Here is a 21,787-nt window from a genome sequence, read left to right as displayed (position 1 = left end):
ATATTTAATGGGGAGTTATAGTTTCTTTTTCCAGGGTTTGACAAGTAAACCTGGCAATTCGCCATTTATTTTCTACTTCCCAATTCCAGCAGTCATATTTTTTGGGCTTAATGGAATTTTCCGGAATCCAATTTAGATATTTTAAACTAATGATTCTATATAGGAAAGAGGGGGGAAGCTGTATTTACATGGGCCCACAAGTGTAGATGGTTTTATAGTTCTTCTAGAATGGACATTCCTTTTGATTTGTCCCCTGAAGTCCATTCCCAAGTTTCGTGCAAACGAATTTTGCCATTTGGCATAACTTCAGGTTTTGAAAAACAAATCCCAGTCATTATTTCGCCTTTAATGTTTATTTGGTGGTAACTCATTTTAATATTTCCGTTTTCGTCCACTAGTCCAATTAAGTGCCCTCTAACAATTTGTCCACCACTGTAATCCGAAGTCAATATTGAGCCATTTTGCTTGTACTCAAAAATGGTTTCTTCTGATGTCTCTCCATTTTCAGAATTTTTAATGGGTCTAAAAGCTTTGTTGTTATAAGTCATTTAATTATCTCCTGTTATATGCAATTCATTTTTTTAATTTACTTCACATTAATTTGCAAGCCAGTTTTAAATTAAGCACTACAATACCTGTGGGATACGTAGATTTCCAAGCAAAAGGGCTCTCTATGCGCAATTTAATAAGTAGAGACTTTCACATCCTTGAACATGAACGGATTACTGCTTATTATCAAGTCCTTGCCGCTGGCAGTGGTAACATTCCTAAGAAAAATTTCATTGGTTATGATATATGGAAACTTCTCTTGATAGGAATCATCGGTCATTTCTTCATTGAAATCCTTAAAAATGGCTGGACCAAGGTAATCTTCTGGATGATTGGAATCATCTATATGAAGATTTTCTATGGTGATCTGTTCGGGCATATAACAGGTGTAGCCAAAATCGTGCTGCCCGGAATAGGAACCACCAATTAAGCTGGCACTGGTTAGCTTGCCTCCTTCAGGTACAAAAACACAGTTACGGATAACGATGTCTCCCTGCCATGTACTGCCGTAGTCAGAGCGTAGGTTGATTAGGTTCCTTCCTTGGATAGTAGTGTTCTCAACGGTCAAGAGCCCACTGCCAATGGCATTGATTCCCATATGTCCTAAAGTAGAGTTCTTGATAGAGGCATTGGCAACCCCTTTGTGGGCATCAAACCTGGAAAAGGTACAATTGTCATAGACAAGATTTTTGGAGTAATTGGAACTCTGTATTCCCCAATAAGTTTTGTCGTTGATATCATTGGTCTGACTACAGTTAACAAATGATACATTAAGGGCACGGTTGACCAAAATGTCGTAAGTACCCATGGAGACGGGCTTCCCCGCCGAACCAATGGTGCTGTAGGTTTTGTGTCCCGTCAGGATACAGTTCTTAACCATTATATAAGCGCAGTCACGAACAGTGATGAAACCGCCATAGGGCGCGCCATGATCTCCTTCCCCAATGATACGGTGTTCCAGCCCATCCAAAACTACATTGGAACGCTTGATCATTATATTGCGGCTATAATAATTATACTTGGATTCAGCCTTGTTGGCAATGGTGGTAAACCGACCTCCGCTGATGGTTAGCGTTACCTCGTCCAAGGGTAGGGCAGTTACATCGGTAATCTGATCGAAGTCCCATATAATGGGAGCATCCAAATCTACATTGCCGTTTTTATCAACAACAAAGATATCTGTTTGAGTGGATCCATTGTCTTGGTTCAGCCCATAGCGGATATAGTGCTTTTGGTTGGAATTTGTAACCGTGATCAGACAGGATGTTGGTAGGGAGACGTCGATTTTCTCTTGATTTTTTTTAAGCGAAGATATCCCCTCAAGTTTAAACGGTTGTAGGCTGGAACTTACCAAGAAAATAGAAGCTTTGTTGTTTTCAACTTCGGTATCGTCAATGAGGAAGGAAGCTGTGCCGAAATCGGTATCGGTCTGGATGATCGCGGTGCGTTCCTTTCCTCCAATGTAGTAGGTGGCCCCCTCGTCTGCTTTCACCTTAAGACCGTACTGATTGGCAAACGCGTGGGTTGCAGCGATAGCATCCAAATCGTCGGTTTTCCCGTCTCCACTGGCCCCAAAGTCACTATAGTGAACTACACCCTTGGCTTTAAATTTAAGGACATCCTTAGGGGATACATTGACATGCAATTCGCCTTTTTTATTTGTGGAAACTTGGGTTTTTTTCTTTTTGGTAGTGATCACTACATTTTCTAGAGGGCTTTCGGTCTGTCCCTGTACTAATTGGACATAGGAAAAGAATAAGATAATTAAGAAGAAATATTTCATCATAGGTGATTGTGGTTGGTCATCAATTTTAGTGATAATAAAAAAGTTTATTGGACATTAGGTCTCTGCGTAAATTTCATCAAAAACTTAAGAATTTCAGGTATAAATACAAAAAACATTTCATTGAATTGTAGGTTTCCAACAGATTCGCACTGGGAAAATAATTAAAATGCGAGGATTTAAAGGAATTTAAAATCAGTCTAGATTTTTTCCAATACTTTTTTATTCAATGTTTATTTAACGATTTTCAAAAGTATTCATGAAATCGATGATTTGCTGCCAAATCGAGATTCAGTGCAGCCAAAACTTCGCATTTCCTTGATGGAAAAAAGTATTGAATGTAATAATGGGGAATACCCAATGTTCTGCCTTAGGCCTACCTCTGGTAGGCAGGCCTGCCTACCGAAGACAGGCCTGCTTGCCGAAGGCAGGGACCGCGACGGCATCCCTGTAGCAGTGCCGGGGGTATATTTTGTTTCACCAAATTATGTATTTGGTTCATTTCTTATATGCTTTGTTACATACGTAGCACCTGAAGATGAGCTCTTTATATAGATTTGGTTTAGAAATAAGTTATAATTTTAAAAATAGAGGTTATGGGAACAAAATTTTTATTTATTCTGGCTATTTTTTCATTATTAATAATTGGTAATTCCTGTGCAAGCGACAATGAAGCTTGTCAAGAGAGTCCTGAAGTTTGTGCATGTTTTAATAATTTTGTTAGGTGTGCTTCTCCGGTAGGTATTGCAGAGATCCAGTCAGACTCCCTTAAGGCCGTATCCAAACTCCCGGTTAGAAAAGAGTAATATAAACCAATTAGAAAGTTTTTTGGAACAAGAACTGCAAATTGAAGTACATAATGCCATTATGGAATTTGAAGTGCACATGCCTTAAATAAAATGACGTATTGGTTTAGTTTGGTATCCAGTTCCAAATTCCATTCTATTCGGAAATGAAATCAAGCCGTGTATTCAAAGGGCAGTAATATTATTTTTCTTGCTTCTAAAACCTTCGATTTGTCAGACCCATTAAAATCCCGCCACACTCCAGCCTTTGCGATACTTACGTTGAAGATATTTATTGGCCTTTGGATGGTTTGTGAACAACATATTGGTCGGGTCCCATTCCAGGACCGTGTCGGGCAGACGTATGGCAACCGTGCCCAATAGGATGGCTTCGGTCATGGGGCCGGATTGGGCGAAATGCGATTCTGTTTTTTCACCTCCCAAACAGGCATCCACAAAATGGTGGTAGTGATTGCGGTCATCCAAATTTGGCATTTCGTAATCCATATATTTATTTTCAGGCAATAGAACGGGCATTTCACGGTGAGGTATGAGCAGGGCTCCTTCGGTTCCAATAAGAATGGCGGATTCTGCTGGATATGGTTTCCCATGAAACAGGGCTTGTATTTCCCAAGGTGGATAAAACTCCCCGTCAAACCATTCCAGAGGTAGCACATCCGATTCGGTAAATTCGTTCCCTGGGAACATCCAAGTGATATGGTCTCCCTGAGGCCAGGTATCGCCGTTACGTTCCGTGGATTCTTGCCAAGACTCTTGGACCTTAGCTACGACCGACATAGGTGCTTTTAAACCAAGGCCTTTCCAAACGGCGTCAAATATATGACATCCGATATCTCCGGACCATCCTGTTCCGAAATCCTGCCATGCTCTCCATATGGCCGGATGATAGATATTGGGGGCATAGGGGCGCATCGGAGCAGTTCCGGTCCAAAGGTCCCAATTTAAATGGGAAGGCACTTCCTGCCCTTTGGGTGGGCGCGGGCCTGGTAGCCTATAGGTCTCGATCGCTGCGGGACGGTTGGAGCAAAGATAAGCGTGCTTGATTTTTCCTATAACACCATCCTTTATTATTTGAACCGCCGAACGATCACCTTTGCCCGAGGCATGGTGGGTGCCAAGTTGGGTAATTACCCCAGCCTTTATTGACGCTTCGGTAAGTTTGCGAACCTCTGCCACATCATGACACAAAGGCTTTTGACAATAGACATGTTTTCCATTTTGAATCGCCTGATAGGCAATGGCGAAATGGTTATGGTCCGGTACCGTTACATTGACCGAGTCAATATTGTCGTGTTCCTTTTTAAGAAGTTTGCGCCAATCGGAATAAGTACGGGCATCTGGAAAAAGTTCCGCCGCCTTTTGCAGGTTTTTTGCGTCCACATCACATAATGCTACAATTTGTACGTCAGGATGCTGCTTAAAATTTTGGAGGTCGTGCCATCCCATTCCACCGACACCTATACAAGCATGTTTTAGTTTGTTCTTTGGTGATCCCAAACTTATGGCGGAAGTTCCCAAAAAGGGAACTGCAAGTGCTGCTGTAGTAATTGAATCCAAGAATCTTCGTCGCGATACCGATTTTTGTTGCTTTTTCATTGAGATATAAATTTTGGGATTGAATTACTATAATCCCATGGTTGATTGGTTGAAAATTAATCCCAACATTACCGCAGAGGTCATGTTTGCTAAAAATTTATAAAAGATAATAACAATAATCAATATTACACCTTTCGATGGCAGTTTTTCTGATTCTATGACAAGTCTATCTCCATCCTTGTCGTTTATCTGGTGTTATTTAGAAAGGCTTGGTGATCATACAAAGTCCCACCGCTCTTTCCAGACCTAACAAACTCCTCTGCACATTAGGGTCTAAACCCCAAGAATATAAGCAACAAACTATTTTTTTTGTCCTTGAGCCATTTCTAGCTTCAAAAACGGGGCTATGATTTTTTCTTTTATTCCTTTGATTTAAATGATAATAGAAAAAAGTAGGTTATAAACCAGTGCCTTAATTCGGAGGATGAGATTATAACACAGGCATTGGATAAAAATGTTATCTTTAAATATGGGCCAGATCTCCACAGCGAGAAATTGATGTTAATTTAAAATTATCCATCACTCTTCTAGAATTTTATTTAGTTTATAAAGGAATAAAGGTGAGGTAGGTAATAGAGGTGAAGCAAGGCTGATCAGGGAATATCAGTTTTTGAGGTACCACCTTCGGGACTTGTTCAATTTGTGGCACTTTGAAAACCGTTGAAAAATAAATTTAATTACTAACTAAAAAGGGTAAATCCCTAAAACCTAATTCCGGAATGAAAAAATTCATTTTATTAATTTCTTTTTCAGCCGTTTTAATCATATCCTGTAAGGATAATAGCGCACAAAAAAAGGACGGGGATCAGAATTCCGTTAAGCCCAATATCCTTTGGATATATTTGGAGGATACCGCTCCGCTTATGGGGAGTTATGGCGAGACACTTGTTGCTACTCCCAATATTGACAGCCTTGCTATGAAGGGTGTTCTATACACCAATGTTTATATGCCCGCCCCAGTCTGTTCGGCCAGTCGCTCAAGTATTATTACCGGTATGATGGCGACCACTTTTGGAGCCCAGAACCATCACAGTTCAAGGACTTTGGAATCGGCGATATATTTGCCGGAGAATTTGAAGACCATTCCCGAGCTTTTTAAGGAAGAAGGATACTTTACATTTAATAATGGTAAGGATGACTATAATTTTATTTATGATAGAAGGGAGCTTTATGATCAAGATTATACCTATCATCCTTTGTATGGTAAAGGAGGAGTGAGATTGGATCTTGCAACGCTAACCGGAAAGGAACCATTTTTTGGACAAATACAGATGTACGGAGGAAAGGAAATTTTCAATTCCAAGTTCAAGGAAAATGTCACTTCCCCTGTAGATCGATCTAAAATCCAACTTCCTCCATATCTCCCCGATCACCCTTCAATTGTAGAAGAATACGCCAACCACTTGGATGCAATACAAATCACCGATGAAAAAGTAGGTGAAATTATGGCAAAATTAAAAGAAAACGATCTGCTTAAAAACACTGTTGTTTTCTTCTTCTCCGATCACGGTATGCGCTTGACCAGGAACAAACAATTTCTTTATGATGGTGGACTTCATGTACCCTTGATTATTGCTGATTTTAGGGAAGGTAATAAAAAACTAAAATCGGGCAGTGTTAATAATGCCCTAGTGGGTGGTTTGGACCTTGGTACCAGCTCAATGGCCTTGGCCGGTATTCCGGTACCTGAATATATGGAAGGCCGAAACATCTTTAGTGATTCGATTGCACCAAGGGAATATGTAATTTCAACCAGGGATCGCTGCGATTTCACCATAGACCGTATTAGGTCTGTACGATCAAAGGATTATAAATATATTCGGAATTTTATGACGGATAGGCCTTATTCCCAGCCCACCTATATGGATTTTGACAAGGTGGAATTCGTAGGAGTGATGAAACAATTGCATGCCGAAGGAAAGCTAAATGAGGTACAGGATCAGTTTATGTCCGATGAACGCCCTTCGGAAGAATTATACGATTTAAAAGCCGACCCCTTTGAATTGAACAATTTGGCCGGGAATTCGGATTATTCGGAAGAATTGACAAAATACCGATCCGTATTAGATCAATGGATCGTTGAAACGGATGATAAAGGGCAATATGGCGAAAGCGAAGCAGGTTTAAAATTTATGTTGGGGATATGGGGAAAGGAATGTGTAAATCCCGAGTACAATGCTCTAAGGGAAAAATACGCCAATTTTGAAGGGTCATTGATCTATTTAAAAAGTGAACCCTCTATAAAGATGGATCCAGATTTCGTGGGCACACCACTTTTTGATGTAAATGCCAATCAACCAATCCATATAAAAATTGAGCCCTCCGTGAAAAGCTGATTTAACGTCTACGAATCAAGAGAAGGACAAAAACAAAGCGACTATTTTGTTTAGATGTACGTAATGTTGTGAAGGTTTATACTGTTTTTTACGGCATTGGCACGTATAAATAGGGACATGGAAGCAAGTAGTAGTTCAATTAAAAACCAAAACATTACCTCCTAAACTCCCAACAGTTATCCCAAAAGCCTAGGACTACCCATTAAATGTGGTATTGGTTGCTTCCTTCACTATTCTCCTGGATTATAATTCAACTTTACACCTAACTTCTGTTAGGGGTAGCCTGGGTTTTTGATTAGGGCTAAACATTTTTTTTTAGAGCTAGTGATTCTGTGGATTTCACGATAAATTTCAGAATTATAATGTGTCTAAAAGTAAAGATTTGATTTATCTTATCCGTAATCAATATAGCTTATAATGGCTAAAATTTAACAATTAAATGGGTTAAGCTTATAGGTAGTTCGGCACAATAATTGAACGAAATTATATCTCATTATCAATGAAATAATCTTAAAAAATTTATCTCAAATATTCCCCCATGTCTTTTGAACGTACGCAAGAAAAATTAAAGATACTCGCAGATGCTGCCAAATATGATGTTTCCTGTGCTTCCAGTGGGAGTAAACGGAATAATGCAAGCAAAGGTCTTGGAGACGCCACTGGTATGGGCATCTGTCATTCCTATACGGAAGATGGTCGGTGTGTATCCCTATTGAAAATTTTGTTGACCAATTACTGCATCTTCGATTGTGCATATTGCGTCACTAGAAAAAGTAACGACATAAAACGTGCTGCTTTTCAGGTTCAGGAAGTTGTTGATCTGACCATTAATTTTTATCGCCGGAATTATATAGAAGGTTTGTTTTTGAGTTCTGGAATATTCAAAAGTGCGGACTATACCATGGAACGCTTGGTGGCAGTGGCGAAAAAATTGAGGTTGGAAGAAAATTTCAATGGTTACATTCACCTAAAATCGATTCCTGGCGCTTCCGATGAATTGATGAAGGAAGCAGGCCTCTATGCCGATAGGTTGAGTGTAAATATTGAGATTCCGACGGAAGAAGGATTGAAACTATTGGCACCCGAAAAAAGGCGTGAAGACTTTATAAAGCCAATGGTGAAAGTCAAAAACGAAATCATCCTATATAAATCTGAAAAGAAGCTTATTAAGAGCACACCAAAATTTGCTCCAGGAGGGCAAAGCACACAAATGATTATTGGCGCCAGTGGCGAGAGTGATCAGCAAATAATGTGGACGTCCAACTACTTCTACAAGAAATTTAATCTTAAGCGGGTGTATTATTCTGGATATATTCCGATCAGTTATGATGCTCGTCTGCCGCAAATAGGAACCGCCGTTCCCATGCTCCGTGAAAACCGTTTGTATCAAACCGATTGGTTAATGCGTTTTTATGGGTTTGAAGTTCATGAGATTCTAAACCAAGAACATCAAAATCTCGATTTGGAAGTAGATCCAAAATTAGGTTGGGCACTACGCAATTTAGAACAATTCCCTGTTGATGTGAACAAAGCCGAAAAAAGAATGTTGGCCCGTGTTCCAGGGTTGGGAATGAAATCGGTATATAAAATTATTGAGGCGAGACGCTTTCGCAACCTTAATTGGGAGCATTTACAAAGAATGGGCGTGGCATTGAACAGAGCAAAATATTTTCTCATTTGTGAATCCCGGAATTTCGAACGACGTGATCTTACGGGACCACAATTAAAATCGCTTATACTTCAAAACTCTACGAGCAAATATCAAAAAGTCTTGAGTCCACAATTAAACTTATTTGATTAAATGCAAATACCAAAAGAATCTATACTGGTGTACGATGGCACTTTTGATGGGTTTTTGACCTGTGTGTTTCAGGTTTATGATTTAAAATTGAAACAAGTGGATATACAACCAAAAAGTCATGCAATGGATTCTTTGTTTGCCATGAGGGATGAGGTGCTAACAGATCCGGAAAAAGCAGATCGGGTATGGAGAGGCATTAAGAAAAAAACGTCGGCAACTGGTAGCTCTCGCTTATACTATGCATTTTTAAGTGAACAGCATCAGATTGAGAATCTATTATTGCGCTATATACAATATGCACTAAAAAGCGCATTGCCAATTGATGCCGACTTTACCAACCAAGACGTTTTAAAAGTAACCCAAATCGCCAAAAGCGTGGGTAGGGAAAAACATAGAATGGAGGCTTTCGTGCGATTTAGGTTGACCAAGGATGAATTGTATTTTGCAAATATAGAACCCGATTTTGACGTGTTGCCACTAATATCCAAACATTTTGAACGCAGGTATGCTGACCAGAAATGGGTAATCTATGACCTTAAGCGCAATTACGGACTATACTACGATTTAGAAAAGGTAGATATCATAAACTTAATCCTTCCGGAGAATTTTGATGCCACCAAAACCTCAAAGGAATTTTTTGCCAACGAGGAGTTGGAATTCCAGACCCTTTGGCAGGACTATTTTGAAAGTACCAATATAACTTCGAGAAAAAACATGAAACTTCATATCAGGCATGTGCCCAAAAGGTATTGGAAATATTTGAGTGAGAAACTGAGATAGAAAGTGTTTCTTTCTGGGTTGGTGGAGACCTTGGTATCTGTATTGCGAGCATGTTTTCGGATACTATTTTCGAGCGGGACAAAACGCCTTAGGAGTGTTTTTCCAGTTGGGAGAAAGTGCTTTTTAATCCCTTCCCGTATTCCAGATGGTGTAAATAAAAAAAGGCCCGGGTGATACCGGGCCTGAATAAAAATAGGATTATACCCTATTTTTTTGTTGGACTTTTCTTGTTTCCGTCTTTCCTATCGGATGCGGATCCACTTTTTTTGTTTTTGTCGTCCTTTTTACCTTTTTGATTTTTATCAGGTGTTCCCATCATTTTATAATTTATAAGATTAATACATTAAAAGTAATCTCTTTAAAAAATGAAATGTGGCTCATTAAGATTAATATTTAATTCAAATAGCTATCCAGCAGAAATATAAAATGGGGTCCTAAATTAATGTCAAGAAGGTGCATTAATCAAAAAAAGAAGACTTTGGGGTATTGACAATTTTAATGGCGCTGAAAGGATTTAAATTACCTGATATTTTGGCATAGTGAAGTAAGGATTACGCCTTGATTAACTAATTTTGGAAATTAACCTAAAGGCAGGAATATTTTAGACCATTCTCCAACTTTTGAAAATTCCAGTTTATAATTAGAGTAAAGCGTAAATGTCGCCTACTATCCTATTTTATTCGGTTATGTAGTTGGGCGCGTAATAATATAGGTAATTAACCTTTTTTGATTTAGTACCGCATATCTGAACCGTACCTTCACCTTATGGAGATTAATTGAACCATGATTTAGATCAATAAATATACCATCACTTATCTTACACAAATTCGAAGCAGAACCTGTGATAGGCCTATTGTTTGGTAATTTGTTTTTGCAAGTCTCTAAACATCAGCCTGGCCTGTAGTCTTAATTCTATTTGATACATCACGATCCTGGCAAGTTGTTTAAGCATTGAAGATTCCTTCACATTTAACTTACGTGGGTGCTTATCGATTATACAGCATGTCCCTAAATTAAAACCGTCACGTGATCTTAATGGAGCTGCGGCATAAAATTGCAATCCCATTAATCCCGCGACAAGGGGATTGGAAAGGGTCCGGGCGTCTACTCTCGCATCTTCCACAATATAAATATCGTCAGAAAGAATTGCTGAACTGCATAAGCCTGGATCTCTTGATGTTTCCTCAATATCAATGCCGAATGAGGATTTAAACCAAATTCTATCAGTATCTACTAAACTTATGATGGCAATAGGAACATCAAAGATTTTTGCAGCCAATGAGGTGATTTCTTCAAATTCTCCATCTGGAGGAGTATCCAGAATTTGGTATTTATATAAATTTTCTAATCTTTTAATTTCTAATGCTGGTTCCATTAAATATAAGTGTTACAATATAATTGCTGGGAATTATAATTTAGGTATTAATAAATATAGGTATGTTAAGTACCAGGGCTTACACAATTTTTTGACTTAACATTGATACTTAAGTTTTTACGTAAGTTCCTTTCATGTAGCGTCATTTTTTTCATTACAGCCAACAAGACTTAAAAGAAACTCACATTGTTAAAATACTTATTTATTTCATAGTTTTTATTTTATAATAAAATTATTTTCTCTTCCCTCTATTAAAAATAAAATTACTTTCTTCACCCTTAGAATTTTATCCATATCGAATTAAAAATTAATCTGATAAAATAATTTTAGTGCCGGTCATTAAATTTCAAGGAGTGATAAATTCAATATATTATAAAAAAGTCAAAGCTAACAGGAAGGAGTTTTAAATGACACTGTTAATTTTCAAGATACTTCGGGCCCACAAAACTGAGTATTTGTTAGCCCTCCCGCGAACTGGAAGATTAGGTTAACTATCAAAAGTGTTATAAAAACATCTTTTAGCGTTAATGCTTTAAAGGTTCCACGCCTAGTTTTACAGCCATTGAAAAAATGGCAGCAATGAACCCAATGAAATCGAGGTCTCAATTAGCGATCGAAAATGTAGTGCGTAGGTTATATGGTACGGAAAGCGACCTTCTCGCGGGGATAAATACGTTAGAGTGCCCTGAGCGGAGTCATTTCTTACAGGAATGTTCGGCCATTTATAAGGATCTTGGAAATCTACTTTTTCTGAGTGGCGTATCGGAAGGGATGTCCTTCAGTTCCAAGGTCTGGATCAGTGAGACCGAAGAGCATTCATGGATCAATTATGGTCTGCTTTCATCTAGCTCAAGGGATATTGACGTTATGCGCGTTGTTGCCCAAGGCCATGAGGAGGCCATTCTTCAGATAGAGGAAACATTGGAAGTTCCAGGGATGCCAGAGAATTTAGTAATGGTGCTAAAAAAAGGTTTGGCACAAATCAAAACAATTGCTGACGCAGATCCCACCTCGTTAGATCGGATTGAAAACAAATAAATGCAGCTTTAAACTTCAACCGACCTATGAAATTCTACATGAGTGTACCACAACTGCACTTAATATTTAATATCTCTTTCCCAAACCCGCAGTGAATGCCACTAAAAGACAATTTAAGAACCTTTGCAAGTGCATTTAGCGCATTAATTTGAGGTATACGGGTAATAAATCTGGCGGAAGCTGACTAACTTTAATCAAACTAAGAACCATGGATAACCAAATCAAAAATATCGCCCGAACGGGCTATGCCGCAAAGGGTGTGGTTTATGCCCTAACTGGAATATTGGCTTTCGGTGCTGCCATTGGAATGGGCAACTCTTCTGAAGGCAAATTGGGGGTACTAAAATTTTTAGAGGAACAGCCGTTCGGCAAGGTACTTTTGGGATTGTTGGGCCTTGGATTATTCTGTTATGCCTTTTGGCGAATCTTTCAGAGCATCAAAGATCCCGAGAATATAGGGAATGACAAAAAAGGTTTAGGCAAGCGCATAGGATTCTTCTTTAGTGGATTGGTCTATATGGGATTGGGAATATTTGCCATATATGAAATATTCAAGCAGATCAATAGCGGCGGGAGCAGCAAAACTGCAATGATCCCTACGGAATTTCTACCCTATATATTCTATGCTATTGCTATAGGGATGGCTATCAAGGCCCTATTTCAATTTGCAAAAATCTATAAGGGGGATTTCCTGTCCAAATTCCATTTGAATAGCATGACCAATATCAACCTTATGAAAACCATTAAATGGCTGGGTTATGCGGGCTGGATTTCCAGAGGAATTGTTGAAGGTGTCGTAGCCTATTTCTTTTTTAGGGCAGCGGATACCGCTAGTCAGGGTGATATTAAAGGCACCGCAGAGGCATTTTCATTCATACGTCAAAATTCTGAAGGCCCCTGGCTTGTTGGTTCGGTGGCATTGGGTCTGATCTGCTACGGCGTTTATATGTTTATTAAGGCGAAATATAGAAGGTTTGATGATTGAAATAGATACTTCAAAACCCAATGACAATACCTTTAATAAGTACTTTTGACTTTCATTTCTGCATTTATAATTTGATCAACGGCTAGTCTGTATTTTACAGGATTTGAAGCCTTTTTTATGGCTTTGTAAGTTTTTTGTGGATTGGAGGTCGATTGGGAAAAGAACTCCCAAAAACCTAGCATTTTCATTTTTATAGGGGTTGGCCCGGACAGGTACTCATCGTATTGCTGGTAAATGGTGTCATGAAATTCCGAGAAAATGGACCATCGGTTTGCGGGATATTCCGTATTGTTATTTTTTATCATACTGGGTAAAAAAGGATCGGCAATTAAGCCACGCCCGATCATAAAATGATCAATACTGGGAAACCTTTTTTCCATGGCCTTAAAAGCGGATACGCTGGTAATGTCCCCGTTATAGTACAACTTGTGTTTGGTGCTGCCAATGCATTTTTCGAATGCCTCCAGATCTACAGGGCCTTTGTAGAGTTGCTTTCCAATCCGGGCGTGAATAGCAATGTTTTTAAGCGGGTATTCATCTAAAATACGAAAGGCCTCCAGAATTTCTTCCGGGTTCTCATATCCCATTCTCATTTTCATGGACACCAAAATATCCGTTTCATTATGTGCTCTTTGCAAGACCTCGTTAATTCTATCAGGGTTGCAAATTAAACCGGACCCCATTCCAGATTTGGCCACCATAGGGTAGGGGCACCCCAAATTCCAATTCAATTCCTTATAGCCTAAACTCAACACATATTTGGCAACAAAAACAAACTCCTCGGGATCATTGGTTATTATTTGCGGTATCACCTCCAATGTGGTGTTGTTTTCCGGTAAAATATCGTTCTGATAGGATTGCTTAATTTTCAACTTTCCATTGAGCCTAATATAGGGCGAATAAAAAGTATCTATACCTCCAAAGTAATGATTGAAGGCATTGCGAAACCTGAAATCGGTAAAACCTTGTAAGGGTGATGAAAGTAGGGTAGAAGCCATCTTTTTGTTTAGCTGGGCAAAGATAGGATAATTGGTTGATGGTTTTCACTAAGTGATTAAATCTATAAATAGTTTCTTCCCCTAGTGTTTCTTCAATTTTAACCTCTCCAATCGACTATAGTTTAGCAAAATATAGTTGAATTATACAACATTTGGCAATAATTGTATAACGTGAGAACTTGGCAATAAGCTCACCTTTGTATGTTGGCATCTGAAAAACGGCAACACTAAAAATTTAAAAAATAAACAAATGAAAAATTTATTATTTAGTGCAGTGTTTCTAATTTCTGGAACGCTGCTGGCACAAGACAATCCGAAGGAAGTAAAACAAGAGACCGAAGTAACAACGGTTAAAACAAACCATGGTGATAAAACATCGGCAAAGAGTGTAAAAGTGGTTACTAAGGAAACGTCGGACATTAAGTTGGACAAAAACAATCATGACCGAGTAAAATCGGATACTAAAGTGGAAAAAGAGGTTTATGTTGATAATGATGATAATACCGGTTATCAGTTTTCAACGAAAGAGACCTATTATATTTCCGATGGTGGTAGTTATATTTTTTCTCCTCATAACCAGGGATTTGGGATTAATCACAATCAGGATAATGCTACATCGGTAGAAAGTGCAAAATCCTGGGTCTCAAGTAACGATGAATATTATATTGTAGAAGGGGAAGCACATTCCGGTATTGGTCGTTTCAATGCCAATGGCGATTTTATGGTAGAATATTATAATAAAGACACCCAAAAGGTAGAAGTAAAAATATATAAGAAAAACTAGATTTTAGTATTCATTACAATTCAACGAGTCCTGATTTATTCAGGACTTTTTGTGTTTTAGAGATTTATTAAATCAGCAAAAACATTCAGAAACGAGTTCTGGGGTTCGACCACAATTTAGAAAAAAATAACACCAGCTTCAGTAAACTTATAATAGGATATTTATGAACCTCCCTCTATTTATAATACGCCTCCATCGCCAAATCTGCAGTAAGTACAAGGCAATCATTGTTGTCCCTCTTGCTTTTTAAATAACCCAAAATAGCCCTTAGATCATTGGCAGTAACCCTTGGCTTACCCAAATCGTCCTGATAAGTGGAAGGCATGGCATGCCCATATAATACCAAAAGTTCCTTACGGATTATGGCTTGGTCTATGCGCGACCTAATTTTTTCGATACTGTGGTCGGAAGTGGATATATTGCTTTCTATGCCAAAGCGGCCAAGATGTCTTTTGTCTACCGAAATATTATACAAATCATTGTGATTATTGGTAAAGGCATAATCATACTCTGTATCCAATAGGGACAAAAATTCTGGACGCATATATGAATTGGGAGTAACAAATCCACGAACCGTAATTCCATAGCTTTCAATCCTTTCCTTGGAATCCTTTAATTCCATTAGTAGAGATTCCTTATCAAGAACTGATGAATTGTTCATCTTGGGATGTGTGTGTGAATGCGATAAAATACTTATTCCCTCCTCGGCATAAGACTTGTACAGTGGTGCTGTTTTTGGGTTGAGTCTATTCGTAGTGATGGCAAATGAAGGTTGGAAACCAAATTCATCAAAAATGGATTTAACAAGCGAGTCGGACGTATTTAGATCATCAAAAATGAAGCTAAATACAGCTTGCTTAGCTCCTGCAACCTTCTTAATGGTGGGTTGTTGGGCATTAGATTTAATTAAAAAGAGGAGGAGAAGAAAGGGATAAATTTTCATGTTAATGGGTATTGCCAATCCAAAGCCTCGACCTCGGTTTCATTTTCAATGTACCTGATGCCGCATCCAATTTTTGACCCGTAAAAGCATCCAAAAGTCTATCACCTTCCAATCCGTTTAATTGAAGTTCTACTTCTTCCTTGTTGTAATTGTGCAAAATCAGGTCTCCATTTTCCAAGGGTTGCATAGTGATTCTAGTGGGTGCATTAAGTTCTATCTGTAATTGTTCGTTGAAAGCAGCGCGAATTTCATTCGCCCAGGAAGTGGGTAGATCCAGTAGACCCAGTGGGCGAGGGCAGAGCAACACCTCCCCTACAGCTTTAAAATCAGCCTCGGAAAAGGTATGGGAATTTAAAACATATACCTGCCCATCTTTGCTTTTGGTCAGGAATGGAATAGTGTCGTTGCCCTCTTTGACTTCCAGCAACGCAATGGCTTTTTTGACTTCCAATGTGGACTCCAAATCCAACGGCATTTCCAAAGTAGTTTCACTGCCATCCAGGATTATTTTCTCCGCACTTATTACCCCAACCTCCGGCTTTAGGATACCGGCCAATTTGGACAGTTTTCCTTTGTCCTCTACGTTTGCCAAAAATCCGGCCGTCATAATAATTCTTTTTCCCTGCTTGTGCGATGCCACTACCTTGCCCACAATATTGGGATCGGCGGCAGCTTGTGTGGGTAAAAAAATGGTTGCTGCATTTTCGGGATAGTATACCGTTGGCATCAAGGGAATCCCAAACATGCCTACAAAGTCCATAATATAAAGATCGCCACCTGCGTCACTATGTGGGGGTTTATATCCAGCCACTCCATGAATGTGAGAGGTCTTTAGAGCTTTTGCCAGCCTTGCCAATTTTTCAAAATCCATTCGCATTAAATGGTGCCCAGCATGGCCGTTTACAAAACTCCCATAGTTAAACATAACCAATTCGTTGGCCCCGGCAAGTACGGACTGATAGGCCTGCTCCACAAAATCCAAAGCATCGCAATCGCCATGATCAAACCAGGCTCCCCCGATCTTCTTGCCGGCCATAGACTTTATCCAACTATAGTTCACAAAGCCTTCATATGGTTGTACAAATCCAAAGCGCTGGGTGTATTGTCCCCTTGTTTCCGTTCCTACCCAAACTTCGTCGAATAATTTTGGACCGGTTTCCACATCATAGCCGAACATGTGAAAACGATCGTACCACTGTGGATATTTGATGATCATATGTATATCTTGATTAACGGACTTGGCCGGATCTATGAAGAGAGAGCTTGCCAATTCCGTCATTAATTGTCTGCGGTAATCGGACCAGCTGCTGTCTCCCTTGGCGGCCTTGGATTCCAAGCTGATATCTCCCGTACATAAAAAATCATCCACAATAAAAGTGTCAAAAATAGGGGCCGCGTCCAACATCACTTTCTTCATATCCTGTTGGGTCTTTGGATTCTGCCAATTGAACCAACCTAGTTCGCCCTCCTGCTTTACCCCGATATCACCTCCAGGGACAGTGGCAATTCCGCCAACCACTTCAAAGCCGTTTTGGGTAAAATATGTTGTGGTCTTGGTCAACAGGCTTGGCGCGACAACCAAACCGCCACGGTACACCTCCAAATACACTTTGGTGATTCCGTTGGCCATCATGAGCGAAGTGGCTTCCCTTCTTCCTTCAGGGGTTGAGAGCAATCGCTCCACAGAATGCGCGGTGATGTATACGCTTAGTGTTAAATCGTCCTGATGTTGTTTGGCAAAACGGAAATTGTCATCCATTCCGCTCGATTGGGAAAATCCGGAAACGGATAGGGCTAACATTAATCCGGAAATAAACAGTTTTCTTAAAAAGTGGTTGGTTGTGGTCATGGGTGTAATTAGGTCTGAATTAAAAAATTCAATTTATGTAATAAATGGCTGCTATAATTGGTAAATATTGCCGAAACCTGACTTATGGTTACCCTATTTAGGGAGATTAAGTAGATTATAAATAATGAAACCTTGTGAATACCTAATTCCAAAATAACATGTGTCCAATGGATTTTTAATTGTTAATGAGTTGATAAGGGTAATGTTTTCCGGTCGAGCCAGCCTACCTGCCGGTAGGCCTGCCTTCTGGCAAGGTCGTCGCATCCCGATGGTTATCGGGAGAGACCTCATTTTACTGTTATAAGCGTCCTACTTGATACCTAAGTTGTTTTTTGTTTCTAATTTTATAGATATTAATGCTTTTGGATTTTCCCAACAATGGTTTCTAGGGCACTTTTTACTTTGTCAATTGCACCGGTTACTGCAAGATCTACAGTATTTGCCTGATTTGTGACGGCAATGGGTTGTCTGCCTTCAAGTCTGGCTTCCAATAGACACGAGATATCATTGAATCCATCCTTTTTTCCATTTTCATCTTTCAGGTGTACCTCTATTCTACTAATATGAGATTCGAACCTTTCTAAGGCTTCGTCAATTTGGGAAGTAAAAAAATCGGCACTTCTTTCTTCTCCATTAAGCGTTTTATCGGTATTTATTTTAATTATCATGTTTTACAGTTTTAATGTTTTTTTCGCATAAGTTTCTAATAGGCCATTTAGATATCCTAAATAGCCTTTTAGTTCTTTGTTAGGTATTCCTATTTCCATTATGGATAGGAAGTTTTTAATTCTTTTGGTCATCTCCTGGTCTCGGGGACTTAAATACATCCATTCCCTCTTTTCTATACTCCACCACTTGTTCCTTTATAAATTCACGGAACTCCCGGTTGCTCTGACCAGCCTGTTTGGAGAATTCAGCTACTGTTTTGGTAATTCCTCTTAACTTGGTGTTCAAAAATGTTTTACTCATATGCTATTGTTTATATTGTTAATATGCAGTATACAGGTTTAATAGTGGAACTTTACCAATACTGTCTTAAAATCCGGAGATTAACTTAACAATGGCCTATTCTATTGCGGTTCGTACTAAAAGATCAACTTCTTCATAACCATTGAACGAGGCAAATTATCCAATTTCCAAAAATCAATTTCGCGATATCCTTTTTCTTCAGCTCATACAATAGCAGTCCCACTAGAAGGTAGATTCCATAATGTGTTGTTTAACCTAAATCCAACAGTAGCGAATAATTGGAAATAAGTAGTAACTTTAAATGTCCCACCAATTATTCTAAAACATGAAAAAACCCAAAAATACGGATGCCAAGATGCGGGATTCCAGAAGGGCCTTTATATCCAAGACCGCGATGGCTTCGGTGGGATTGCCACTCTTGCCCGGCACCATGAGCGCGGCATTCCAAAACATGGTACCAACTTCAAAACCTATCCCTATGAATCAAGAACTCCCGAAAAGCCAGATAGGCCAATACGGCCTCTGGTTGGCTGATCAAATGCAAGACCCGCCCAAGTTATCCTTCCGGAACGACCTCTGGTCCAAAATTGAAGATTGGAAACCAAGTGCCCATGCCAAGGCCCAAGAGCAGATAGCAGAGCCTTTGATAAAAGATAACATTACAGTTACCCTTAAAAGGAAATACAACTACGACGGACTTGAAATAGAGGAACTTACATGGAAATTGCCCTACGGAAGACCTGTGGAGGCCATTTTTTTAAAACCCGAAAACAGTACAGGGAAGTTGCCCGCTATTTTGGCCCTGCACGACCATGGCGGTAATAAATACTTTGGCAAAAGAAAGATCACCAAGACCTCGGATACTCAGCATCTGCTTATGGAACCGCACCAAAACAGTTATTATGAGGGTAGGGCATGGGCGAACGAGATGGCCAAAAGGGGTTATGCCGTTTTGGTACATGACGCCTTTTCCTTTGCTAGCCGGCGGGTGTTCTACGAGGATATGGCCGGTATTGAATGGGGAGCTTTGAAAGCGGAGGGACGTACCGATGAAAACTCCGAGGATGTTAGGAACATAGAAGCCTATAACGAATGGGCCGGCCACCATGAACACCTTATGGCGAAGTCCCTTTTGTCCGCTGGCACCTCATACCCCGGTATGGTGTTGGCCGAAGATCGTATTGCCTTGGATATTCTAAGTGCCAGAAAGGACGTTGATCCAGAGCGTATTGGTTGCGGTGGACTCTCGGGCGGTGGACTCCGGACTGTTTTTTTAGGGGGCATGGATGCTCGCATAAAATGTGCCGTATGCGTAGGGTTTATGACCACTTGGAAAGATTTTTTACTGAACAAGGCCTACACCCACACCTGGATGACCTTCGCACCGGGCTTAGCGAATTATCTGGATTTCCCTGAAATTTTTGGCCTGCGCGTACCCCTTCCTACCATGGTGCAGAGCAATAACCATGACCAATTGTACACTTTGCCAGAAATGAAGAAAGCCGATGAAATTCTCGCTACTGTATTTTCAAAAGCGGGCCATTCGGAAAGGTATAGCGGTAAATTCTATGATGGCGGACATAAGTTTGATATTCAGATGCAGACCGATGCGTTTAATTGGTTTGATGCCTGGTTGGGGAAATAGGGGGCTTTATTAAAAATAACATGCCTCAAATTAAAACATTGGGAAAGTATTGCATAAAAAAAGCAGTTCGTTGAAAGAACTGCTTTTGAATAAGTTTAAAAAGATTTGCGGTTTACCCTTTTACCGTAACTTTTTCAACAACGATAGATTTTATGCCATCTTTTTCCACCACTTTTCCGGTTACTTCTACCGTTTCAGCAGCGTTTGAAATGGCTTGTTTATAGGCATCAGCTGCGTTGTGGTCTTCTACCAAAAGATAAACCATTCCGTTTTCGCTGAGAATTCCGGCAGGCAATCCTTTATCCAAACAAGCTTGGGCGCATTTTTTGTGGCCTTGTCCCGTAGCTTCTTGCGTAACATAACAAGACATGTCCAAAACTTCTCCTTTGATAGTTTCACTGCTTTGGGCAAAAGCGTTGGAAGAGAACATAAAAAGAAAAGCCGTCAATAATAATCCGAAATAATGAGTTTTTGTATGTTTCATAGTATATGATTTTGTTAAACGGTATACCTCTAAAAGTACAATTAAATTGGCACAAATTGGAATAATTGTACAGAAATTATGGGGCTATGGTCGGAAATGTTTGCCAGAAAGTTTAAAAAAAATTATTAGCTTAGTTCAACGTTAAAGGAACTTGTGGCTATTTTTCTTAAAACAACACCTTTTTTGAACATGAAATTATGAATACTTGGTTAAAGATTGTCCTTGCGTTATTTATAGTCTTCCTGATTCTCCAACTTCCTGTGTTTAATCCTGAAAAAAATTATGTAGACGCTGATACCCATGTGGACATAACAGATAAGTATGAGGTGCCAATGGATATCCAAATGGATCTGTATGTGGCTTGTTATAATTGCCATTCCAATTATACCGAAGATTATCCGTGGTATTATAATATACAACCCATAAGTTGGTGGATGAATAGCCATATTAAGAATGCCAAACAGGCTTTGAACTTCTCCGAATTTGCCTCTTATCCTCCAGATACTGCTGCCAAGAAATTCGAAAACCTTCACAAGGTCATGAAAGAGCAGAGCATGCCGCTTAAATCTTACCTTTTGCTACATGAGGAAGCTAAACTGACCAACGAACAATACCAGCGCATAGCCGACTGGGCAAAAGAAATGCAGAAGAAAATAGAGAACGGAATTGATACAACCGAAACCTTTTAAAAAGGCCCTGTTTTTATAAGAATCCACCGCTAGCAGGAGCGGTAGGCTCGCACTAACAGGGCACGAGCAAGATGCTCGCGCCAGCAAGGGAGAACAATCAATTACTTATAGCCATTGTGCCTGTTGCACAAGTTAGCAAAAAAGTCGGTCATGATCATTGTGGATCGGGGGATCGATCGTAACTTTAGTTATGCAAGGAAAAAAGTATTATCAGGAAAAACTCTTCAACCGTTTCCAGCTCAGTGAACGGGGATCAAGAACAATTGTTGTGTTTATGCAAATATTGTGGTCAATCTATAAAGGAAGAATTCTACGTTTTTGACTCCTCTGAATTGCGCTCTAAAAGCTTTTATTTTTGCATTGAATGATTCCGCCGA

At 39.5% G+C, this 21,787-nt stretch carries 20 protein-coding genes; 10 read left to right on the top strand and 10 right to left on the bottom strand.

Annotation, left to right across the window (positions count from 1 at the left end; all coding sequences use genetic code 11):
- Positions 1-212 precede the first annotated feature (212 nt).
- Both H4O18_RS14790 and H4O18_RS14785 read right to left on the bottom strand, forming a co-directional pair.
- Positions 213-548, bottom strand: coding sequence for an avidin-fold protein (locus H4O18_RS14790; RefSeq protein WP_187585914.1), 336 nt, complete (start codon positions 546-548; stop codon positions 213-215).
- A gap of 134 nt (positions 549-682) precedes the next feature.
- A complete protein-coding gene (locus tag H4O18_RS14785; RefSeq protein WP_222942423.1) occupies positions 683-2,335 on the bottom strand; it encodes a hypothetical protein in 1,653 nt (550 codons plus the stop codon).
- A 291-nt stretch (positions 2,336-2,626) separates the two neighbouring features.
- On the opposite strand from H4O18_RS14785, the gene H4O18_RS14780 reads away from it, so the two are divergent.
- Both H4O18_RS14780 and H4O18_RS14775 read left to right on the top strand, forming a co-directional pair.
- On the top strand, positions 2,627-2,887 hold the full coding sequence (locus H4O18_RS14780; RefSeq protein ID WP_187585912.1) for a hypothetical protein: 261 nt from the start codon (positions 2,627-2,629) through the stop codon (positions 2,885-2,887).
- Positions 2,888-2,928: 41 nt separating this feature from the next.
- Positions 2,929-3,138 carry a hypothetical protein gene (locus H4O18_RS14775; protein WP_187585910.1) on the top strand — a complete coding sequence of 70 codons (210 nt, stop codon included), beginning with the start codon at positions 2,929-2,931 and terminating at the stop codon, positions 3,136-3,138.
- A gap of 222 nt (positions 3,139-3,360) precedes the next feature.
- Here H4O18_RS14775 and H4O18_RS14770 read toward each other — a convergent pair whose 3' ends face one another.
- Complete coding sequence (locus H4O18_RS14770; RefSeq protein ID WP_187585908.1) at positions 3,361-4,734, bottom strand: Gfo/Idh/MocA family protein; 1,374 nt, start codon at positions 4,732-4,734, stop codon at positions 3,361-3,363.
- Positions 4,735-5,453: 719 nt separating this feature from the next.
- Between H4O18_RS14770 and H4O18_RS14765 the strand changes: the two genes are divergently transcribed.
- From H4O18_RS14765 to H4O18_RS14755, 3 genes are all read left to right on the top strand, one after another.
- Positions 5,454-7,070, top strand: coding sequence for a sulfatase family protein (locus H4O18_RS14765; protein WP_187585906.1), 1,617 nt, complete (start codon positions 5,454-5,456; stop codon positions 7,068-7,070).
- A gap of 538 nt (positions 7,071-7,608) precedes the next feature.
- Positions 7,609-8,871, top strand: a complete 1,263-nt coding sequence (locus H4O18_RS14760) for a putative DNA modification/repair radical SAM protein (RefSeq protein ID WP_187585904.1) — start codon at positions 7,609-7,611, stop codon at positions 8,869-8,871.
- Positions 8,872-9,651 (top strand): TIGR03915 family putative DNA repair protein, encoded by a 780-nt coding sequence (locus H4O18_RS14755; RefSeq protein WP_187585902.1) that lies wholly within the window; start codon positions 8,872-8,874, stop codon positions 9,649-9,651.
- 850 nt (positions 9,652-10,501) lie between these two features.
- Here the strand turns inward: H4O18_RS14755 and H4O18_RS14750 are convergent.
- Positions 10,502-11,026: a GAF domain-containing protein gene (locus H4O18_RS14750; RefSeq protein ID WP_187585900.1), complete on the bottom strand. Its 525-nt coding sequence runs from the start codon at positions 11,024-11,026 to the stop codon at positions 10,502-10,504.
- Between the two features lie 579 nt (positions 11,027-11,605).
- Between H4O18_RS14750 and H4O18_RS14745 the strand changes: the two genes are divergently transcribed.
- Both H4O18_RS14745 and H4O18_RS14740 read left to right on the top strand, forming a co-directional pair.
- The gene (locus H4O18_RS14745; RefSeq protein ID WP_187585899.1) at positions 11,606-12,064 is read left to right on the top strand and encodes a hypothetical protein; all 459 of its coding nucleotides are present in this window, start codon (positions 11,606-11,608) and stop codon (positions 12,062-12,064) included.
- A gap of 208 nt (positions 12,065-12,272) precedes the next feature.
- Entirely contained in the window at positions 12,273-13,049 is a 777-nt protein-coding gene (locus H4O18_RS14740; protein WP_187585897.1) for a DUF1206 domain-containing protein, read from the top strand.
- Positions 13,050-13,081: 32 nt separating this feature from the next.
- On the opposite strand, the gene H4O18_RS14735 is transcribed toward H4O18_RS14740, so the two are convergent.
- Positions 13,082-14,047 carry a tRNA dihydrouridine synthase gene (locus H4O18_RS14735; protein ID WP_187585894.1) on the bottom strand — a complete coding sequence of 322 codons (966 nt, stop codon included), beginning with the start codon at positions 14,045-14,047 and terminating at the stop codon, positions 13,082-13,084.
- A gap of 250 nt (positions 14,048-14,297) precedes the next feature.
- On the opposite strand from H4O18_RS14735, the gene H4O18_RS14730 reads away from it, so the two are divergent.
- Positions 14,298-14,831: a hypothetical protein gene (locus tag H4O18_RS14730; protein WP_187585892.1), complete on the top strand. Its 534-nt coding sequence runs from the start codon at positions 14,298-14,300 to the stop codon at positions 14,829-14,831.
- Positions 14,832-15,006: 175 nt separating this feature from the next.
- Here H4O18_RS14730 and H4O18_RS14725 read toward each other — a convergent pair whose 3' ends face one another.
- The 4 genes from H4O18_RS14725 to H4O18_RS14710 all read right to left on the bottom strand — a co-directional run bounded on the left by H4O18_RS14725 (position 15,007) and on the right by H4O18_RS14710 (position 18,592).
- Entirely contained in the window at positions 15,007-15,774 is a 768-nt protein-coding gene (locus H4O18_RS14725) for a polysaccharide deacetylase family protein (protein ID WP_187585890.1), read from the bottom strand.
- A 1-nt stretch (position 15,775) separates the two neighbouring features.
- Complete coding sequence (locus H4O18_RS14720) at positions 15,776-17,623, bottom strand: hypothetical protein (protein ID WP_187585888.1); 1,848 nt, start codon at positions 17,621-17,623, stop codon at positions 15,776-15,778.
- A 353-nt stretch (positions 17,624-17,976) separates the two neighbouring features.
- Positions 17,977-18,291 carry an HPF/RaiA family ribosome-associated protein gene (locus H4O18_RS14715; protein ID WP_187585886.1) on the bottom strand — a complete coding sequence of 105 codons (315 nt, stop codon included), beginning with the start codon at positions 18,289-18,291 and terminating at the stop codon, positions 17,977-17,979.
- Positions 18,292-18,406: 115 nt separating this feature from the next.
- Positions 18,407-18,592: a hypothetical protein gene (locus tag H4O18_RS14710; protein WP_187585884.1), complete on the bottom strand. Its 186-nt coding sequence runs from the start codon at positions 18,590-18,592 to the stop codon at positions 18,407-18,409.
- 325 nt (positions 18,593-18,917) lie between these two features.
- On the opposite strand from H4O18_RS14710, the gene H4O18_RS14705 reads away from it, so the two are divergent.
- Positions 18,918-20,237, top strand: a complete 1,320-nt coding sequence (locus H4O18_RS14705; protein WP_222942422.1) for a prolyl oligopeptidase family serine peptidase — start codon at positions 18,918-18,920, stop codon at positions 20,235-20,237.
- Positions 20,238-20,349: 112 nt separating this feature from the next.
- On the opposite strand, the gene H4O18_RS14700 is transcribed toward H4O18_RS14705, so the two are convergent.
- On the bottom strand, positions 20,350-20,721 hold the full coding sequence (locus H4O18_RS14700; protein ID WP_187585882.1) for a hypothetical protein: 372 nt from the start codon (positions 20,719-20,721) through the stop codon (positions 20,350-20,352).
- A gap of 197 nt (positions 20,722-20,918) precedes the next feature.
- Between H4O18_RS14700 and H4O18_RS14695 the strand changes: the two genes are divergently transcribed.
- Entirely contained in the window at positions 20,919-21,410 is a 492-nt protein-coding gene (locus H4O18_RS14695) for a heme-binding domain-containing protein (protein WP_187585880.1), read from the top strand.
- Positions 21,411-21,787: the final 377 nt, after the last annotated feature.

The sequence above is a fragment of the Arenibacter arenosicollis genome (assembly GCF_014397245.1).
GTDB classification, from domain to species: domain Bacteria; phylum Bacteroidota; class Bacteroidia; order Flavobacteriales; family Flavobacteriaceae; genus Arenibacter; species Arenibacter arenosicollis.
Note: the sequence above shows the minus strand (reverse complement) of the source record. Positions and strands in the feature narration are given on the sequence as shown.

Excerpts from the sequence above, each read along its gene's own strand:
- H4O18_RS14790 (WP_187585914.1), bottom strand. The coding sequence starts at position 548 with ATGACTTATAACAACAAAGCTTTTAGACCCATTAAAAATTCTGAAAAT.
- H4O18_RS14785 (WP_222942423.1), bottom strand. The coding sequence starts at position 2,335 with ATGATGAAATATTTCTTCTTAATTATCTTATTCTTTTCCTATGTCCAA.
- H4O18_RS14775 (WP_187585910.1), top strand. The coding sequence starts at position 2,929 with ATGGGAACAAAATTTTTATTTATTCTGGCTATTTTTTCATTATTAATA.
- H4O18_RS14770 (WP_187585908.1), bottom strand. The coding sequence starts at position 4,734 with ATGAAAAAGCAACAAAAATCGGTATCGCGACGAAGATTCTTGGATTCA.
- H4O18_RS14765 (WP_187585906.1), top strand. The coding sequence starts at position 5,454 with ATGAAAAAATTCATTTTATTAATTTCTTTTTCAGCCGTTTTAATCATA.
- H4O18_RS14760 (WP_187585904.1), top strand. The coding sequence starts at position 7,609 with ATGTCTTTTGAACGTACGCAAGAAAAATTAAAGATACTCGCAGATGCT.
- H4O18_RS14755 (WP_187585902.1), top strand. The coding sequence starts at position 8,872 with ATGCAAATACCAAAAGAATCTATACTGGTGTACGATGGCACTTTTGAT.
- H4O18_RS14750 (WP_187585900.1), bottom strand. The coding sequence starts at position 11,026 with ATGGAACCAGCATTAGAAATTAAAAGATTAGAAAATTTATATAAATAC.
- H4O18_RS14745 (WP_187585899.1), top strand. The coding sequence starts at position 11,606 with ATGAACCCAATGAAATCGAGGTCTCAATTAGCGATCGAAAATGTAGTG.
- H4O18_RS14740 (WP_187585897.1), top strand. The coding sequence starts at position 12,273 with ATGGATAACCAAATCAAAAATATCGCCCGAACGGGCTATGCCGCAAAG.
- H4O18_RS14735 (WP_187585894.1), bottom strand. The coding sequence starts at position 14,047 with ATGGCTTCTACCCTACTTTCATCACCCTTACAAGGTTTTACCGATTTC.
- H4O18_RS14730 (WP_187585892.1), top strand. The coding sequence starts at position 14,298 with ATGAAAAATTTATTATTTAGTGCAGTGTTTCTAATTTCTGGAACGCTG.
- H4O18_RS14725 (WP_187585890.1), bottom strand. The coding sequence starts at position 15,774 with ATGAAAATTTATCCCTTTCTTCTCCTCCTCTTTTTAATTAAATCTAAT.
- H4O18_RS14720 (WP_187585888.1), bottom strand. The coding sequence starts at position 17,623 with ATGACCACAACCAACCACTTTTTAAGAAAACTGTTTATTTCCGGATTA.
- H4O18_RS14715 (WP_187585886.1), bottom strand. The coding sequence starts at position 18,291 with ATGATAATTAAAATAAATACCGATAAAACGCTTAATGGAGAAGAAAGA.
- H4O18_RS14710 (WP_187585884.1), bottom strand. The coding sequence starts at position 18,592 with ATGAGTAAAACATTTTTGAACACCAAGTTAAGAGGAATTACCAAAACA.
- H4O18_RS14705 (WP_222942422.1), top strand. The coding sequence starts at position 18,918 with ATGAAAAAACCCAAAAATACGGATGCCAAGATGCGGGATTCCAGAAGG.
- H4O18_RS14700 (WP_187585882.1), bottom strand. The coding sequence starts at position 20,721 with ATGAAACATACAAAAACTCATTATTTCGGATTATTATTGACGGCTTTT.
- H4O18_RS14695 (WP_187585880.1), top strand. The coding sequence starts at position 20,919 with ATGAATACTTGGTTAAAGATTGTCCTTGCGTTATTTATAGTCTTCCTG.